This window comes from Acidocella aminolytica 101 = DSM 11237, assembly GCF_900129125.1.
GTDB lineage: Bacteria > Pseudomonadota > Alphaproteobacteria > Acetobacterales > Acetobacteraceae > Acidocella > Acidocella aminolytica.
This window is the reverse complement of record NZ_FQVJ01000019.1, coordinates 29,207-45,623: the sequence shown is the minus strand read 5'-3', so window position 1 is coordinate 45,623 and position 16,417 is coordinate 29,207. Positions and strand designations below refer to the sequence as shown.

General features: G+C 56.2%; 16 protein-coding genes, 5 pseudogenes and 1 other annotated feature. Of the genes and pseudogenes, 9 read left to right on the top strand and 12 right to left on the bottom strand.

Annotated features, from left to right (window positions below; translation table 11 throughout):
- Together BUB54_RS11320 and BUB54_RS11315 are read right to left on the bottom strand one after the other, a co-directional pair.
- Complete coding sequence (locus BUB54_RS11320; protein WP_048877535.1) at nt 1–1,065, bottom strand: type III polyketide synthase; 1,065 nt, start codon at nt 1,063–1,065, stop codon at nt 1–3.
- Nucleotides 1,066–1,200: 135 nt separating this feature from the next.
- On the bottom strand, nt 1,201–1,788 hold the full coding sequence (locus BUB54_RS11315; RefSeq protein ID WP_199444651.1) for a TetR/AcrR family transcriptional regulator: 588 nt from the start codon (nt 1,786–1,788) through the stop codon (nt 1,201–1,203).
- A 140-nt stretch (nt 1,789–1,928) separates the two neighbouring features.
- Between BUB54_RS11315 and BUB54_RS11310 the strand changes: the two genes are divergently transcribed.
- Complete coding sequence (locus BUB54_RS11310; RefSeq protein ID WP_217652490.1) at nt 1,929–2,426, top strand: DUF4188 domain-containing protein; 498 nt, start codon at nt 1,929–1,931, stop codon at nt 2,424–2,426.
- A gap of 66 nt (nt 2,427–2,492) precedes the next feature.
- Here the strand turns inward: BUB54_RS11310 and BUB54_RS11305 are convergent, their stop codons facing one another.
- The 4 genes from BUB54_RS11305 to BUB54_RS11290 all read right to left on the bottom strand — a co-directional run bounded on the left by BUB54_RS11305 (nt 2,493) and on the right by BUB54_RS11290 (nt 6,228).
- Entirely contained in the window at nt 2,493–3,887 is a 1,395-nt protein-coding gene (locus BUB54_RS11305; protein ID WP_082075569.1) for a short-chain fatty acid transporter, read from the bottom strand.
- A gap of 288 nt (nt 3,888–4,175) precedes the next feature.
- Entirely contained in the window at nt 4,176–4,871 is a 696-nt protein-coding gene (locus tag BUB54_RS11300; protein WP_048877539.1) for a type 1 glutamine amidotransferase domain-containing protein, read from the bottom strand.
- A gap of 29 nt (nt 4,872–4,900) precedes the next feature.
- The gene (locus BUB54_RS11295; protein ID WP_048877540.1) at nt 4,901–5,911 is read right to left on the bottom strand and encodes a zinc-dependent alcohol dehydrogenase family protein; all 1,011 of its coding nucleotides are present in this window, start codon (nt 5,909–5,911) and stop codon (nt 4,901–4,903) included.
- Nucleotides 5,908–6,228, bottom strand: coding sequence for an SRPBCC family protein (locus tag BUB54_RS11290; RefSeq protein ID WP_241869298.1), 321 nt, complete (start codon nt 6,226–6,228; stop codon nt 5,908–5,910). Before BUB54_RS11290 ends, BUB54_RS11295 begins: the two co-directional genes overlap by 4 nt.
- Nucleotides 6,229–6,513: 285 nt before the next feature.
- On the opposite strand from BUB54_RS11290, the gene BUB54_RS20795 reads away from it, so the two are divergent.
- Nucleotides 6,514–6,714 (top strand): hypothetical protein, encoded by a 201-nt coding sequence (locus tag BUB54_RS20795; RefSeq protein ID WP_073211632.1) that lies wholly within the window; start codon nt 6,514–6,516, stop codon nt 6,712–6,714.
- 687 nt (nt 6,715–7,401) lie between these two features.
- Here BUB54_RS20795 and BUB54_RS11280 read toward each other — a convergent pair.
- Nucleotides 7,402–7,671 (bottom strand): hypothetical protein, encoded by a 270-nt coding sequence (locus BUB54_RS11280; RefSeq protein WP_217652489.1) that lies wholly within the window; start codon nt 7,669–7,671, stop codon nt 7,402–7,404.
- 610 nt (nt 7,672–8,281) lie between these two features.
- Between BUB54_RS11280 and BUB54_RS11275 the strand changes: the two are divergent.
- From BUB54_RS11275 to BUB54_RS20285, 3 genes and pseudogenes are all read left to right on the top strand, one after another.
- Nucleotides 8,282–8,404 (top strand): annotated as a pseudogene (locus BUB54_RS11275) (integrase core domain-containing protein); the annotation flags it as partial.
- A gap of 118 nt (nt 8,405–8,522) precedes the next feature.
- Complete coding sequence (locus BUB54_RS11270; RefSeq protein ID WP_199444653.1) at nt 8,523–9,929, top strand: alpha/beta hydrolase family protein; 1,407 nt, start codon at nt 8,523–8,525, stop codon at nt 9,927–9,929.
- Nucleotides 9,930–10,006: 77 nt separating this feature from the next.
- Nucleotides 10,007–10,760: pseudogene (locus BUB54_RS20285) on the top strand (IS5 family transposase).
- Between the two features lie 217 nt (nt 10,761–10,977).
- Here the strand turns inward: BUB54_RS20285 and BUB54_RS11255 are convergent.
- Together BUB54_RS11255 and BUB54_RS20280 are read right to left on the bottom strand one after the other, a co-directional pair.
- Nucleotides 10,978–11,403, bottom strand: coding sequence for a bleomycin resistance protein (locus tag BUB54_RS11255; RefSeq protein ID WP_048877542.1), 426 nt, complete (start codon nt 11,401–11,403; stop codon nt 10,978–10,980).
- Between the two features lie 80 nt (nt 11,404–11,483).
- The gene (locus BUB54_RS20280) at nt 11,484–11,672 is read right to left on the bottom strand and encodes a hypothetical protein (RefSeq protein WP_139284881.1); all 189 of its coding nucleotides are present in this window, start codon (nt 11,670–11,672) and stop codon (nt 11,484–11,486) included.
- Between the two features lie 326 nt (nt 11,673–11,998).
- Here BUB54_RS20280 and BUB54_RS11250 point away from each other — a divergent pair, with 326 nt between their 5' ends.
- Together BUB54_RS11250 and BUB54_RS22080 are read left to right on the top strand one after the other, a co-directional pair.
- A complete protein-coding gene (locus BUB54_RS11250) occupies nt 11,999–12,625 on the top strand; it encodes a COG4705 family protein (protein ID WP_244890772.1) in 627 nt (208 codons plus the stop codon).
- Nucleotides 12,626–12,637: 12 nt separating this feature from the next.
- Nucleotides 12,638–13,024: pseudogene (locus BUB54_RS22080) on the top strand (DUF3291 domain-containing protein).
- A gap of 21 nt (nt 13,025–13,045) precedes the next feature.
- Here the strand turns inward: BUB54_RS22080 and BUB54_RS22075 are convergent.
- Both BUB54_RS22075 and BUB54_RS11235 read right to left on the bottom strand, forming a co-directional pair.
- Nucleotides 13,046–13,144 (bottom strand): annotated as a pseudogene (locus BUB54_RS22075) (hypothetical protein); the annotation flags it as partial.
- 69 nt (nt 13,145–13,213) lie between these two features.
- Nucleotides 13,214–13,852: an NAD(P)H-dependent oxidoreductase gene (locus tag BUB54_RS11235; protein WP_048877543.1), complete on the bottom strand. Its 639-nt coding sequence runs from the start codon at nt 13,850–13,852 to the stop codon at nt 13,214–13,216.
- A gap of 106 nt (nt 13,853–13,958) precedes the next feature.
- Here BUB54_RS11235 and BUB54_RS11230 point away from each other — a divergent pair, with 106 nt between their 5' ends.
- Nucleotides 13,959–14,288 (top strand): winged helix-turn-helix domain-containing protein, encoded by a 330-nt coding sequence (locus tag BUB54_RS11230; protein ID WP_048877544.1) that lies wholly within the window; start codon nt 13,959–13,961, stop codon nt 14,286–14,288.
- A 441-nt stretch (nt 14,289–14,729) separates the two neighbouring features.
- Here the strand turns inward: BUB54_RS11230 and BUB54_RS11225 are convergent, their stop codons facing one another.
- Nucleotides 14,730–15,038, bottom strand: a complete 309-nt coding sequence (locus BUB54_RS11225; RefSeq protein ID WP_048877545.1) for an alkylphosphonate utilization protein — start codon at nt 15,036–15,038, stop codon at nt 14,730–14,732.
- Nucleotides 15,039–15,509: 471 nt separating this feature from the next.
- Between BUB54_RS11225 and BUB54_RS21490 the strand changes: the two are divergent.
- Nucleotides 15,510–16,366 (top strand): annotated as a pseudogene (locus tag BUB54_RS21490) (IS3 family transposase); the annotation flags it as partial.
- Nucleotides 15,791–15,907, top strand: a sequence feature (AL1L pseudoknot). (Overlaps the previous pseudogene by 117 nt.)
- Nucleotides 16,367–16,417: the final 51 nt, after the last annotated feature.

Below are 16,417 nucleotides of genomic sequence, written 5' to 3'. Positions count from 1 at the left end.
TCAGCGGGCAATGAAGCGGAAGGTTTCCGTCACCATCCCTGGCCCAAAGGCAATCGCCAGACCGCGCTGGCCGGGCTGTGCGGTGCGCAGCATACCGGCGAGGACAAACATGACAGTGGCCGAGGACATATTGCCATGCATGTCGAGCACCGCGCGAGAAGGTGCCAGGACGGATGGATCCAATTCAAAGGCGCCTTCCACGGCATCCAACACGCTGCGCCCGCCGCCATGCACGGCCCAGAGTGGCAGCCCCCGAGCACTCTCGCCACGTAGGACAAAATCCGGATGGGCCCGTAATGCAGCGGCAATCCGGCTCGGTACACGCCCGGAGAGATGCATGACAAAACCATGATCGCCCACATGCCACGTAATGCAATTCTCACTATCAGGGATAGTCATGGTGCGGAAATCTTCCAGGGCTAGCCCATGTGGCTCCGTGGTCACCAAAGCGGCGGTGGCCCCGTCGCCAAACAGCAGGAAAGTCAGCGCCGTCTCCAACTCGTCAGTTTCTTGCATGTGCAGGGTGCAGAGTTCCAGATTGACTACCAGCACCCGCGCTTTGGGATCCGCGAGTACCGTCGCCTGGGCAAGTCGCAAAGCTGGCACGGCGGCTGCGCAGCCCATGAAGCCAACCATTGTGCGCTGCAGGTCCGCGCGCAACCCCAGCCGCGCCGCCAGAAGCTGGTCCAACCCGGGGGCGACAAAGCCTGTGCAGGACGCCACGATTAGATGGGTGATTTCCTGAACCCGTCCCTCCAGATTAAGGTGGCGGACAGCCTGTTCCGCCAAAACCGGTGCATGGTCTGCATATATTTTCATACGCTGTGCTGTGCCCGGAAACATGCCCCGGCGATAAAACCCTGGTTTCTGTGATTGCGCTTCCACCAGCCCGTCCTTGTGCAGCACGGAATAACGATGCGAGATCCCCGCCCGTCGCGCCATGCGGTGGAATAGTTCCCGGTGCCGCTCGTTGGATAATCCGCGTGCGGTAAAGTCCTGAAATGCGGCGTGAATATCATGCGGCGGTCGTGCCGTACCGATCTGGTTTATGTGAGCCTGGATCATTTTTTGCTTCACCGAATTTGAGGATACTCATTATACGCGGGATCTGCATTTTGGTTTGCAAACCGTATGATACGGATCGTTCATTTCCCCGGCCTAGATTTCCCCCGGTCCCGACGCTCAGGCGGCCATCACCGCTCAAGGCCGCTTTCGGATCCCGTCGAGCAAGGAACGCGTAACGGTCTCAGACACAGCCGGGGGCAATGCTGGACCTGCAAGACCGTCGATCAGTAGCATGGTTAGCCCGTGGACCAAAGCCCAGGCCGTCAGCACCACGCGGTCCCGCTCCGCCTGTGTATCTTGAGATACTGCAAACCGTTCCGTCTGCACCCCGCGCGCAATAACATCCACTAGCACGGCCTTTGCTGCCTGGGCAGCTTCCGCCACCGAAGCTGGCATGCCAAGCCCGCCCGTGAGGAGATCAGGGCCAAAGATCAACCGGTAGCGCGCCGGATTTTCTGCTCCAAATTGGACGTAAGCCACGCCAATCGCAACCAGTTCGTCCTCTGGCCCCTCCGCCGTCTCCGCCGCTGCGACAAGCTTTACCCGCAGCGCTTCGTAGCCCGCAACCGCCAGGGCCGCGAGAAGGTCACGCTTCTCCGGGAAGTGACGATACGGCGCATTATGACTGACCCCGGCCCGCCGGGCGACTTCCCGAAGCGAAAACCCCCAATCCTGCTCCTCCGTCACAAGGGCCAGGGCGGCCTCCACCAGGGCGCGGCGCAAATCCCCGTGGTGATAGGGGGATGATTGGCTCGCATTTCTCCGTGCGGTCGTTTCAGGTCGGGTGTGCGGATTCATGTTGACGTCGTCCACATTAGGTGTAAGTTGGCATTGCCCACATACTCTAACAGTTTCAGAAAGTCATGAGCCCAATGGCCGAAATTATCCATGAACGCGTCTGCGCTGAGATAGATGGCGACACCGTGGTTTTTCTAATAGGTATGCGCATTAACAAACTCTGGAAGGTGTGGCGCTGGCTTCCAGTGCTGGTAGCGATGCCGCGTATGCTGCGGGAACTGGCCGCACATCCCGAACTTGGCCTGCTGCATACCCGCCCGCAATTTGGGCTGCGTAATCTATGGGTCATCCAATATTGGCGGAGCGCTGAGCATCTCCGCGCTTATGCGCAATCAGCCAACCAAGCCCATCTCCCTGCGTGGCGGGCATTCAATACCAAGATTGGCACAAATGGCGACGTTGGCATTTGGCACGAGACCTATGTGGCGCCAATTGGTCATGCGGAATCAGTGTATGTGAACATGCCGCGCTTCGGCCTGGGCCTTGCCGGAAATCTGTTTCCAGCCAAAGGGCAGCGGGCCACCGCAGCCAAGCGTCTCACAGCATTGCGGCCATCACCATGAAATAGTTGTTTAGGGGCCATGATCAGCACCGATTATGGCCCCTAAAACCCAAAAATATTGTTTTGATCAAGCAAAAATAAGAAGCGATCCACCATATAGAACTAGACCGATGACCATGGCCACGATGCAGTAGCCCATGATATCCTTGATCCCGAGGCCAGCGATGGCCAAAATAGGAAGGGCCCAGAAGGGCTGTATCATGTTAGCGGTCTGCTCGCCCATGGCCGTACCCATAGCTGTAATCGCTGGGTCAACATGCAGCTTCATTGCGGCGGGCACCATAAAGGGGCCTTGCACCGCCCAATGTCCACCGCCAGATGGCACGAACAAACTAATGATGTTCGACGAGATGAACGACCAAAAAGGAAGTGTATGCGCGGTGGAGAATGAGACAAAGGCTTGGGCAATAACCGCGGCGAGTCCGGTTTTCACCATAATACCCATGACGCCGCCGTAGATTGGGAATTGCAACAGGATAGGTCCAACCGTCTTGGCGCCGGTATAGAAGGCGCGGACATAGTTGATAGGCCGCCAGTGTAGAATCAGCCCGAGTATGAAGGTGATGAAGATAAACATATCGAGATTGAGCGAGAAGCCCTTGGTAGCCGAAAGCTCCCAGATATAAGCACCTCCCATTAGAACCAGCAGCAGCGTGATAGGCCACGCGTTATCGAGCATCGTGGCGAAAGTTTTTTCCTGTTCGGCCACTTCAATTTGGTCTTCACGGATCAGCGCCTCGGGATCAACTTTCCTCATTTCCGCTTCGGACGGCCCCATGAAAGAGAGGGCGATGGGGATAATAAGAATCAGCAGGACAACGGGGAGAAGATTGTACCAAGTGAAAATGGTATGATTAAACCCTTCAAGTTTACCGGTCAGTTTTTCAATGATGTTAAGCGCACTGCCATGCGTTGCCGTTGCAAGCGCGATGGAGCTGGACAAGCCAGACGCCCAGGTCATAAACCCCATATAGGCTGCGGCGACGAGGAATCCGAAATCGGCATTGCGCATCCGCTTCGCGATTTCGCGAGCGATGATCGCGCCAACAACAAGGCCAAAGCCCCATTGTAGCCAAGAGGCGATCGCGGACGTCAGAAACACGACGATAGCAGCGGTGCTTTGCTGGGTCGGCCAAGAGGCAAGACGTTGTAGCGCCCGTTTAATAACAGGCGACTGCGCCAACGCCACACCAGTTGAAAGGATCAGCGCCATCTGCATAGCAAATGCGAGGATCGACCAGAGACCGTTATACCAGGAATCAACAATTTTCATCGGCCCGCTAGATGTCCAGATTAATGCGGCGATGAACGCGATGAAGGTCAAAATTAGAGCATAAAGATAAGGATCTGGAACGTAACGTTCGGCGTAATAGACGCATGCCCGGCTAATCACCCGCATCATGCCGCCTTCAGGCGATTTTCCACCATTCCCCTGTTGGTGTGACTCAGACGTGATGTTCATATAGTGTTCTCCCCTTAAATTGGTTTTATATTTGGTGTCGATAACCAAAAACAACGGACAGTTGAGTTAAGGGCACGATCAAAATTAGTTCAGCCTCATCTTCGCTGTAATTTGCTGAGCTGTGCACCGTCGCCAGCACATGAGTAGGCAAGAGAGTGGACACGCGACGTATTGAGCGGCGCTGAGCATTGAAGACGTTAAGATGGCGAGGAGAGGGCGCTGACGAGACAAAGCCCCAGGCTTGCACCCAGCTCGCCGCATGGGCGACGGGCTGGGTGCAAGGTAGGTTTACGAGGTTTTCACAGCCTCCAGCACCAGTTCCGCGACCTTCTCTGAGGAGGCGGGGTTCTGGCCGGTTACTAGCTTGCCGTCCCGCACCGCGAAAGGCTGAAAGGCTAGGCCGCTTTCATATTTGGCGCCCAATTCGCGGATACGGCTTTCCAATAGGAAGGGCACCTCCTTGGTCAGGCCCGCCATCTCTTCTTCCTCGTTTGTAAAAGCTGCCACCTTGCGGCCGGAAACCAGAGGCTTGCCGGTTTCGTCCGTGGCGCCAACAAGCCCCGCAGGACCGTGGCACACAGCCGCCAGTACCTTGCCCTGTGCCCAGGCTTTGCTGAGCAGAGCGGACAGGAGCGGGTTTTCCGGCATGTCCCACATCACCCCATGGCCGCCTGGCAGAAACACGGCATCGTACTCATCCACGGAAAGCTCACTGATGTTCCTGGACGTTTCAATCTGTCGCATCGCGTTCTCGTCCTTCAGGAAGCGCGTAACACTGGTGGGGCGGTCTTTTGCTTCCATAGAATGCGGATCAACGGGCACCTTGCCACCGGCAATGGAAGCAATTGCAACCGCTGCCCCGGCATCCAGAAAGGCATAATAGGGCGTGGTCAGCTCTTCGAACCAGATGCCGGTCTGTCGATCCTGTCCACCCATCTTTGCGTGGGACGTGACGATGATCAGAATGTTCGTCTTATTGGTCATAAAAAAAGTCTCCGGTCTGTAAAAAGGCGTTACGGGACGAGGGTAACTTTGCCGAAATGCGTGCCACTTTCCTGATGGCGGAAGGCGGCGGCCAGTTCGGCCAGGGGGAAGGCGCGGTCCAGCACCGGGCGGATACCGGACTGTTCCAACGCCACCACGTAATCCTGCTGCTGGCGCCGGCTGCCGACAATGAGCCCCTGCAACCGGGCCTGTTTGGACATTAGCACGGCGGTGGGCACATGGCCTTCAAGCCCGGTGAGCACGCCGATGAGAGAGATATGCCCTCCCACCCGCACCGCCGCGATGGATTGCGCCAGCGTGCCAGGGCCGCCGATTTCCACCACATGGTCAACGCCTCCCCCGGTTAGCTCCTGTACGCGGGTGCCCCAATCCGGCACGCGTTTGTAATTGATGAGATGGTCCGCTCCCAGTGCGCGCAGACGCTCTAGCTTTTCGTCCGAGGAGGAAGTTGCAACGATCTCCGCCCCCGCCATCTTGGCGATTTGTAGCGCCGCGATGGAAACGCCGCCCGTGCCCATCACCAGCACTTTGTCTCCAGGTTTGGTCTGCCCGTCCCCCACCAAAGCGCGCCAGGCGGTGAGGCCCGCGGTTGTGATCGTGGCGGCTTCCTCATGGCTCCAGCCGCGCGGCGCGCGGGTGAATGCCGTGGCCGGGCGCACGGCATGTTCCGTGGCGAAGCCGTCGATCCCGTCCCCCGGCGTGTGGGCGAAATTTCCAACAGCCGGGAACGCCGGGCCGTCCTGCCAGTGCGGGAAAAAACAGGAGACAACATGGTCGCCCAGCTGGAATTCGGTCACGCCAGCGCCCACAGCCTCCACCACGCCCGCGCCGTCTGACATCAATATACGGCCATCCGCCGTGGGGATGGCGCCTTTGGCCACCAGAAGATCGTGGAAATTCAGCGAGGAGGCATGTAGTTTGACCCGGATCTCTCCCGGCCCAGGCTGGCCAGGGTCCGGAAGGTCCTGAATGGTGATGTTGTCGAACCCTCCAGGGGCTTGCAGGATGGCGGCTTTCATTGGGTTTTCTCCTCTCTCGTGACAGCAACACGGCCATTCAGCCAGTCCTGATGGTCGTTGATCATTGGGTTTGGGGTGGCCGTGGCGAGATTCCGCGTCGGTTTCCCCTTCTGTGTCTCCTGGGTGAGGAGGCGCATCTGCCCGCCGGGCAGATATTCCAACAGCCAGGCATGGTGCACGTCCAGCCGGTCGATCGCGCCCTTCTGCCCAGCCCGGCAGTGCCAAGTCACGCGGCCGGGCTTTCCGGCTGCTGGAGCGTCAAACTCCACCACTTCGGCCTCCACCAGGAAGTCGAAAGTTTCGAAGTAGAAGCGCACATTTTTCCAGCGTCGGTCCCTTGCCACTGTGAAGGGAGATATTGGCGTAATAGCTGGGCCAGAGCGGCGCTGGACTGAGAAAAGGACAGATATCGGTTGCGGAGAAGCCTGCCGCGATCGCCTCGTTGGAGGCGAAATTATAGGTAAAGCCGGGGCCATACCCCCTGGCCGGAGGATTTCGTTAGCCAAGTTGCGTGCTCCTAAACGGATAGAAATTTAGCTTTCCGACAGATGGGAGCTATGTCAGCAGAAGACAAATTGCATTTTAAAATTTGAGACATAATTGTGCGTGATATCAGGCGTTTGGGTCTCAACATGCTGCAAACATTGGATGTACTGCTGGACGAAGCGCTGGCCAAGCTGGGGCGGCAGCGGCGGGTAGCGCTATCCGTCATGGAGTTCTTGGCTCTGCCGGAATTCCTCCGCACTATGGCCCCATCGCTGTTGTGCCACGTCGATTGGCCGAGGGGATGTAGGGTATCGTGACGCGGCCGTCGCGCTGGAGATTCCTGGGTTGACAAGGCTGGTTGTGTGGCATGGGTGCGCGCATTGAGATCTTGGGCTTTAATGCGCGCGCGTCTTGCTGTTCAAGACATTTCCAGTGGCACACATCTCTTGTCGAACTTATCCTCCAACAATCGTAAATCTCAACTGCAGGAACTGGACCATAGAGGGCTTGCTGCGTAAATTCTGGATATAACCGACGCAGGAATCTGGCGGCTGGGGCATGGTACGTTATGGACCGAAAAATGAATCTTGCTACGAAACCAAGTCTCGTTTTTGAAACCGCTTCAGTAAGCTATTTTTGGATGGGGTCTAATAGACGCTGACTGAGCCTGAGAAAAGCAAAATTTAAGACAAGGATATTAGACATTTGTGACGTTTAAGCAAGAAAACATGCTTCGCTCTGACTCACAATCGCATCGCGCAGAGCAGCGATTTTCGGCAGTATGTACGAGTAAACCAACACATAATGGACCTTCCTTCTGATGAGGCAATATGTCTGAATTTTGAGCTCTTGCCTCTTTTATGGATACGATTTGTCTTGAAAATTTCTGGCTGTACTTGATGAAAGTAGTTTCCCAAGGCTACCGAGCGTTTCTGTTCGGCCGTGGAGCAAATATTGCAGCGGCTGCGTAACGCGCGGCAAGATGCGCTTATTGCCGCGCAGCTTCAGTCTGAAACGCTTAAACTGGTGGCACCCCATGTGTCGTCATGGACCTTTTCCTCGGTTTGGTTGTGCCCGCTTGAAGCCATGTCAGCAATGACGGGAACCGTGTAACTCACCGCCGACCACATGGTAGCCAGCGAAAACATGATGCTGGAAGGGCGGGTAAATTTTTTGCGCCGCCATGACCACCTAGCGGCGATGACAAAGCTGGCGGGTGCCGCGTTCCGCTCCATCGAGCGTCGGACAAAATTCGCTCCCTCGTCACCGCGCAAACACCGTTTTGCTTGCATGGCTTTTGCCAAATCTTGTCCCTCGCGTGCGGACGGTTTTCAAGGTAATCTTGGATTTTTCCATCGGGCTCGATCACGATTCCGCGTGCACCTAATGTACTGGACCAGGATTTCAGCATCGCCGCACCGAAACAGAAGTGATCGGCAGACATTTCCTACGTTTGGACCAAGGAAGGATGACTTTATCTGGCGATCGTGATGGGCCTGTTCTCCTGGCGTATTGTCGGCCGGTCCGTCAGTGACCGCCTGCACCGCAACCTCGCCTTGGCCGCAATCCAGCAGCCAATGTTATTCAATTGACTACCAAGTTGAACTGAAGAAGCAGAGGGGCATCGTTTCATTTTCAGGAAAGGGTAATAATTACAATAACAATATCATTGACACATTCCTCAAAACCCTCAAGTCAGAACTTGTCTGGTGCACGACGTTCATGGCTAGGCAGGATGCCAAAGATGCCATTGGCCGTCACATCGATGGGCTCCTTAATCCAGCCCGCCGACATTCATCACTGGACTTTATAAGTTTAGCTGCTTACGAGAGGCGGACACCGTAATCAAAATAGCTCTATACTTTTCCAAAGAAAGTCAAGGCAGCCTATGTTGAGCGTTACAACAGAACGGTTCGCCATGAATGGTTCGATCATAATATCATTGGCAGCATCAAGGAGGCACAGGATTACGCAACAAAATGGCTCTGGACATACAACAATGAGTGATAGAGCATGGGCGTCGACGGTATAACGTCAGCCCAAAAACTAAAATTTGTCGCGTGGATTTTACCAAAAAGCCCTGTTAAAAATTGGGAGAATTATCCTTCCACTAGCGAGTTAACCCATGACCCAGAAAGAAGAACACACTGACTCCGTACTAACATTCTCAGATCATCCGGTGCCTAACGTGGCACGCCGAAAAGCGATCGGTGCCGTGGGCCGAACCATTGCAGCGCTTGCCGTAGCAACCGCAGCCGATCTGCCCGGCAACGCAGGCGCCAGCACATTGGGCGGGCAGCGTATCCACTTAGAAAAGTCTGTAGTGTTAAGCAAGCAACGTTTGGATACCCTAGCCCAACAGTTCTACAAAGTTTTCAATGAAGGCGGGGTTCTCCCCTCTTATTCGGAAGAGGATCACGCAGCGCGTTATGATATCGAACTAAGGCGCATCACCACTTTCACGCATATTCCCGAAACTGGTGAGCGGATTAAGGTCAGCGGCCTTCTGGCCACACCGTCGGGGTTGCGTGGCCCGCTACCGGTGGTGTCCTGGCAGCATGGCACCATCTTATCCTTCGACCAGGTGCCGTCCAATCTAATGCGCCTCGCAGACCCGAACTACAAGCTGCAGGACAATGTCGATTCGCTTGAAACCCTGTTCAACCTGCATAGGCTAGCCGCGCAAGGCTACGTCGTGATCGCAGCGGACTATCTGGGCAAGGGGCCGTATCGGGACGGCCGCAGCGAAGCCTATGCCGTGCGCGCGGCGACGGTACAGTGCTGTCATGACGTGCTTGACGCCGGCATGTCCATGCTTAAGCCACTAGGCATCCGAGCCTCGACATTGCTGCTCAATGGATGGTCTCAGGGGGCGCTCAACACCCAGTGGTTGGGCTTAGAGTTGCATAGCCGGGGTATACGCGTAGATGCGGTGGCTGCAGAGAGTCCATTCAACAATCTGCCTGATTCGCTGCGCTACTGGTGCGGCAACCTGAAATTCGCGTCATCAGGGACCAAGCCATATCCGGTGGTGCCAGCATGGATGACCCCATGCCTAGTGATCCTACTGGGCAGCTATCGCACCTATTACAAACTGCCGGACCTGTTCGATACAGCTATCCGCTCTGAGTACCGCGCCTTCGCTGAGGCTTATTGGCAGGACTACGTACTTGACCCGCAGATGCAGGGTGACATGCCCACGGCATCTGCGTTTTTTGTGGAAGGTTTTTTTGAGCAATTCACGGCTCAGAGCAACACTAGCTTCCTCTCCCGTCTAGCAGGTAACAGCACGATCTACAAGCAGTTCGAATTTCCGGTTGCTTTCTACTATGGTACTGCCGACGAGGCTCTACCTCCGCAACTGGTACAGATGGCGCTGGCTACTGGCGGGCGGCATATGAGAGGGGTTCAAGTGCAAGGAGCCAGCCACCGTGCAACCTTTCTGTCCAGTCTGTATGGAGGCGGTGATGCCATGGGGTACGCGGAGACAGTTCCGGAATGGTTCGACGGTGTTTGTAAATCCAAAGCGTAAGTGCTTTAGGGGCTGTCTGCATTCAGGGGTTCCTTTGCTTTGGAGTTCTGATTCAAGGCTCGAGGAGGATTTGACCCTTGAGCGGAGGGGCACTGACAGACGAACCATGGCGTCTATTGAAGGCCATTTGCCAGGGCGCGTTGGCCTGCCTGGGCGGAGAGGCTTGGACAATCGACTGTTTATTGATGCGATCCTATGGATGGCTGGCAATGCAGCGCACTAGCGGGAGTTGCCGGAGGTATTTGGCAAATGGATAGCAGCGCATGCGCGGTTCCAGCGCTGACCTCAGGATGATGAGTGGGAGGCGTTTTTTCATGCTCGGGCTGACACGCCGGATTTTGGATACGTATTGATCGATCGCACCATCTCGAAAGTGTATGCTGATGCGGCAGGAGCAAAAAGGGACTGAAGCTGCCGTCATCGGCCGTTCACGCGGGGGCTGACGACCAAGCTACACGCTGCTGTTGATGCGCTTGGCTTGCCGCTGCGCATCCATCCAACACCAGGGCATTATGGCGATTGTCCGCAGGCCAAACTCTTCTGGACGGCTTGCAGGGCATCGGCCATGGCATCGCAGATGCCGCCTGCGATGCCGATCCTCTACGTGCCTTTATCGCCAATGATCTTGGCGCAACCTCCCAGATCAAAGCCAACCCCAGCCGTGCAAAAACCCCACCCATCTTCTGGATGGCTCTATAAGGAACGCCATCAGGTCGATTGCTTTTTTAACAAACTCAAACGATTCCGTAGAGTCGCCCTGTGGTGTAAAAAACTATCGCAGCCTTCATTGGATTTATTCATTTCGACTTCGCTGTGAGCTGGCTGCGATGAGTGCAGACAGGACCTAATGGATAAGGCCGCTTCCCACAGCCGCTTCATTGAGGGCTGCCAGAGCAGGGAATACAATTCTTCTCCAATGATGCGACACGGATGAAGCTGTTCGGTAATCATACCGCTCACTGGCTAGAGCGTGTTTTAAGCAAATTTATTTTGACTGCCTAAAGAGGGCGTTGCTTAATGACGATGGTGCGCCAAGCCTGAGCTGTGGTTACCCGGCGGCGCGCTCGCCGATATCTTGAGCCAATCGAAGAAGATAGCCGTCCGGGTCCTGTACGACACATTGGCGTTGGCCAACCTCGATCTGATTGGAGCGGTACCAGGCATCCTCGGGTTCCATGAATAGCGGCCAACTGGCCGCTGCCAGACGCTCCAGGATTGGCTGGAGTGCAGACACTTCGATCTGAAAATTGACGCCGCGCCCGAAAGGTGCGTCGAGCCGGGCAGCTATCCATTGGCGTTCCGCCGGGGCTTGTTGCTCCAGCTTGATCTGGGCGCCGTCTAGTTCCAGGAAGGTGAAGCGGTCCTCCGGTCGGTCGTACGCGACAGAGAAACCGATCAGGTCCCGCCAGAAGTGCAGGCTCTCGTCTATGTCCGTGACAAGCAACTCTGGTATCAGCTTCGCCCAGATCTCCATTCCACCTTCCTTCCCAGCTGGGGTGGCGTCGGCTCGTAATGGCTCTGTACACTGCATCGCGTCTCGTCAAACCACCAAGATTAACGGCGGCCTAGAGCCAGCCCCAGTGCTCTAAGCGGCAACCATACCAAACAAGCAAAAACCGCATCCAGCTTCAAAAAGTCCAAAAAGTCAGTGATTTTAGGATGATAGAGCGCGGCCAGAAGTAAATCGGCCCACAAGACCAACACTAAGCACAGCGAATCCCACACTGTAGGGGTGAATTTCATAATATTCACTATCGGTTTGGTTGTTCAGCAAGGCAAGCAATAATTTCTCAAAGAAAGCGGAAAGCCCTGGGTTTCTGCGCAGACCACGGCGTCGGGTTGCGACCAGGAGTACGGTCGCCTATTCCGGCTCCGCCCGACATCGAGGAGGCCCACGGCGTTGAGATCTACCGGATTTTTCATGCGCATGGACGAGGGGTGGTACTATGGGACCAAGGTTCCGCAGTTCACGCTGTTGTTCTGGGTTGCAAAGATCCTCTCGACGGCAATGGGCGAGGCAACGTCGGATTTTCTTGTCTTCCACACCAATCCCTACCTCTCTGTTCTGGGTGGCCCTGGCGTTCCTTGTTGCCCTCGCGCTGCAGTTCACCACCCGGCGCCATGTTCTCGCGGCCTACTGGCTCCTCGTTGTGGCGGTCGGCACCTTCGGCACAATGGTCGTTGATGTCATTCACGTTGTGCTTGGCATACCGTACGTGGTCTCGGCCGTCGCCTTCGGGATCGCTTTGCTGTTGATTCTGTGGGCTTCGAACGCCGTCGAGCGCTCACTCTCGATCTACACGGTGCAGACGCCCCGGCGCGAGGTGTTCTACTGGGCGACCGTGCTGGCAACCTTCGGCGTGGGCTATTTCAATTCGGCGGTTCTGTTCACAGTGCTATTTACCGTGCCGGGCTTGACCTATTTCGCGTTCGGCCTGAACGAGGTCGCTGCATCCTGGATGGCGTACATTCTGACGCGACCGATGGGTGCCTCCTTCGCGGACTGGTTTGACAAACCCGTTGCGACCGGAGGTCTCGGCTACTGCACACCGGCGGTTGCTGCGGCCTTGACCCTAGCTGTCGGGGGGCGGTTCTTCATATTTGCCTGCGCCACCGGTGGCAGCGCTTTGCTTCGGTTGTGGCTGAATAGAAGCGTCAGTCGCTTCAACCTTGCCACGCCCCCTGTACCTGTTTGACGGCGGATCACGGTGCACCGTGATCCGCCGGCAAACAGGTACAGGGGGTATCCCAAGTTCTACGTCGACAGAGGGGATGGCTGGTCGCCAGTCACTCTGTCCCTTTGGAGAGACTTGGAAGCTGCATTTGCCTTCACGTATTTTGGCCTTCACGCGACTGCCCTGCGCCGTGAAAGGGTGTGGTTCGAAAAGCCTCACTAACCGTCGTTGGTCTTGTGGTGGCACGATCGAAGCGGCCACCCGGAATGGAGCGTTGGCGTTGCTCGGCTCGAACACCTGCATGCTCAGGGAGCAACATCCCACGCCTTCAATTTCAAGCAGCCGTTCGATCGGTCCGGGTCGTCCGTGAAGCTCGACATGTCCCGTGTTCAAGTGATGGAAGCGAGACGCGGCAAATAAGGTCGAAGGTCCCGGCGCCAGTCGCAGTTCCAGCATTAGCGAGGGCGCAATGTTGTTGGCGGCGGTATGGGCCGCCGCCTTGTCGAGTATCTGCGAAAGATTGCGCAGCATCCGTGCCATCATCGGCAGCAAGGCTAATCTTGGATCGAGACAATCAACTTCCGTCTACGTGGATGAACATAGCGGATGTTATTTCACATAACTGACGAATTGTTCGCGAGGGCGGCGGACTTTTTTCAAATTCACTAGCCAGTCGCGCTCGGCCGCGCGGTAACCCAGCGGCAGCATCACCACGCTGCGCAGATGCCGAGCTTTCAAGCCCAGAATTTCATCCACCGCGTTCGGGTCGAAGCCTTCCATCGGTGTCGTATCTACCTCCTCGAAGGCGGCGGCGATCAGGGCAGCTCCAAGGCCGATATAAGTCTGACGCGCAGCGGCCTGGAAATTTGCCTCGGTGCCGCGCTCGGCAACGATGCCAAGCAGTTTCTGCCGATAGGCTTCCCAGCCCTCGTTCTTGAGGCCGCGCACCTCGTTGGTAAGATCGAACATCATGTTCACGCGCTCCGGAGTGATGTCGTCCCAGGCGGCGAAGACAAGCAGATGCGAGCAATCTGTCACCTGTGCCTGGTCCCAGGAAACCTCGCGTATTCTGGCGCGAATTTCAGGGTTGGTGACTACGAGCAGCTCAAAGGGCTGTAGGCCGCTGGAGGTGGGCGCTAGGCGTACGGCTTCCAAAATGGCGTCCAGCGTCTCGGCTGGCACGCTCTTGGTCGGATCATAGGCCTTTGTCGCGTAGCGCCAAACCAACCGTTCGTTCAATGCCGTCATTTTAGATCCTTCATGTCTGCAAGGTCGGTGCGCCGACCTTCTTTATCCAACGTTTCGGATATTTGGAACTATTGAAGTCGCTCACAACCCCTCTTATTTAAATTTCATGAGGCCGCTTTTTCACCCTGCGATCCGCGAAGTGCGGCTGGAGGCAATATTGCACGCGCTGTCGGACCCGAACCGGGTGGCAATTTTCGTGCGCATCGCCGGTGCAGCGCACTCGCAGAGTTGTACGGCGGCGGCCTGCTTCACGGACCGAGTGATTCCGAAATCCTCTCTGTCACTGCATTTTAAAATCCTGCGAGAGGCCGGGCTGATACGCTCCGAGCGTCACGGGGTGGAGATACGCAATGTCTCGCGTTGGGAGGAAATTGAGGTGCGTTTTCCCGGCTTGATCCCGGCCATCGTGAATGCCTATATACGCTCCGCCCACTAGACAGACAGGCGGGCGCGTAGAGGCTAAGTCACTCCATCGCCTCCGAAACGAACTAATGCGAATAGGCTCTGGATTTTTTGAGGGAAAGCCTGTTCTGCTTCCATGTGTGAGGAACGCCTCGAATTGCGCGATATGGGTGGATGGCCAGCTCATCGTCCTGCACGAAACACGGATCCAAGCGCAAACGAAGGTTGTTTCAGCGGCCCCATGGACGCGCCTTGACCCGTCCGCTCCCTAACTTCGGGTTGAGGCTGCAGAAACGGATCCGTAAGTGATGCGGAAGGCGCTGCAACTGCCGATATAGAGGCAGCCGATATGAGGCGTTTGGTTATCCTGGGCCGCCTTACATGGTGTTCGGCTGACTACCGTCTGTTACCAGCGCGAGGTCCTAGACGACTGGGCCGCTAAGGCCCTCGACTGGCCTGCTATTCGGGTGTCCAATCAGCGCTTGCGCACGAACTCCGCCCGGAGAACAAGCCCCTTGATGCTTTCATGGCGGCAATCAATCTCTTCGGCATCGTCCGTGAGCCGAATTGATCTGATCACTGTACCCTGTTTCAAGGTCTGATTGGCTCCTTTCACCTTCAGATCCTTGATTAAGGTAACTGAATCCCCATCGGTGAGCACGTTCCCCGCTGCGTCCCGGACTTCGATCTTGGCCTCTGCCGCAGCCGCCGCGATTTCGCTGGCGGGGCGCCATTCACCAGTTGCCTCATCAAATACATATGCATCATCATCGTCCGCCGTCATGCTCACCTCTATGGCCTTTGCTGTTTGGGCTTGTGGCAATTCCTTGCATCGTCGGCAAGGACTGAGGGGCAGAATGATTCAAAGTGTTGCCTCATCTGTTATTTCTGGAGATGATCTGACTGTGAATAGGACCGAACGGGGGACGACAAGCTTATCCAAAGAGAGGACATATAGCCTGCCAGCGTGGCCGAAGTTAAAGCACAGATATCTGCCTGGGTGAAGTTGGTTACGATTATGGCTGACGTCGAGCCGCCCCATCACCTCTGAGAGAGGTGGACGCGGTAATTTGCGACAATGCGTCGCGCTTGGGCTGGTTGCTAAAATTACTCGGTTCCAGAAGCGCTTCCTGGCCTCAAAATTAGGGAAGCATGTGTCCATAAATCTAGGGGCTATTCAATTGCCCCAGCCCTGGCGCAGTTGGACTGCGCTGGGTTGCCCGGAGACCTCACTTCTTGAGAGAATGGGGTTATGATGAAGAAGAGAAATCCATCATTTCCGGCGGAGATACGGGAACGCGCTGTCCGTATGGTTTTGGAGACCCAAGGGGATTATCCGACACAATGGGCTGCGATCACCTCGATTGCGGGCGAGATTGGCTGCACCGGTGAAACGCTGCGCAGCTGGGTAAAACAGGCTGAGCGTAATCGCGGCCTGCGCCCTGGGCCGACAAGCGCAGAAAGCGAGCGCATTAAGGTTCTTGAACGGGAGAACAGGGAACCGCGTCAGGCGAATGAAATTTTACGCAAGGCATCGGCTTGTTTTGCCCAGGCAGAACTCGACCGCCCACTCAAAAAATGACCACCTTTATCGATGAACATCGTGAGGTTTATGGGGTCGAGTCGATCGTGCGTGTTCTACTGATCCCCTCCGGCGCCTTTCCGGTATTGCTGCGCAATATTGGAATCTTGCGGCCCCTTCGCCCCGGCAACCTATTATGGACACCGGTCCCGGATGGACATACCAGCCCGACGCCCCGCGCGTGAACAGCGTGATGCTGTGCTTTGCCGGGAGATCGGCCGGGTCTTTGAGGATAATTTCCGGGTTTATGGCGCCCGGAACGTGTGGCGGAAATTGCTCCGGGAAAAGGTCAAAGTTGCGCGTTGCACCGTCGCGCGCCTGATGCGTCAAATGGGGCTGCAGGCGTTGTCCGGGGTAAGGCTATAAAAACGACTATCTCCGATAAGGCTGCTCCCTGTCCCCCGGACAGGGTCAATCGCCAGTTTCGCGCACCAGCTCCAAACATACTGTGGCTTAGCGATTTTACCTACGTCTCAATCTGGCAAGAATTTGCCTATGTCGCTTTTATTATAGACGTCTTTGCCCGGCGTACCCTCGAACCAATCGGCAACATGCCACCTGCTGAAGCAGAGGAAAACTAT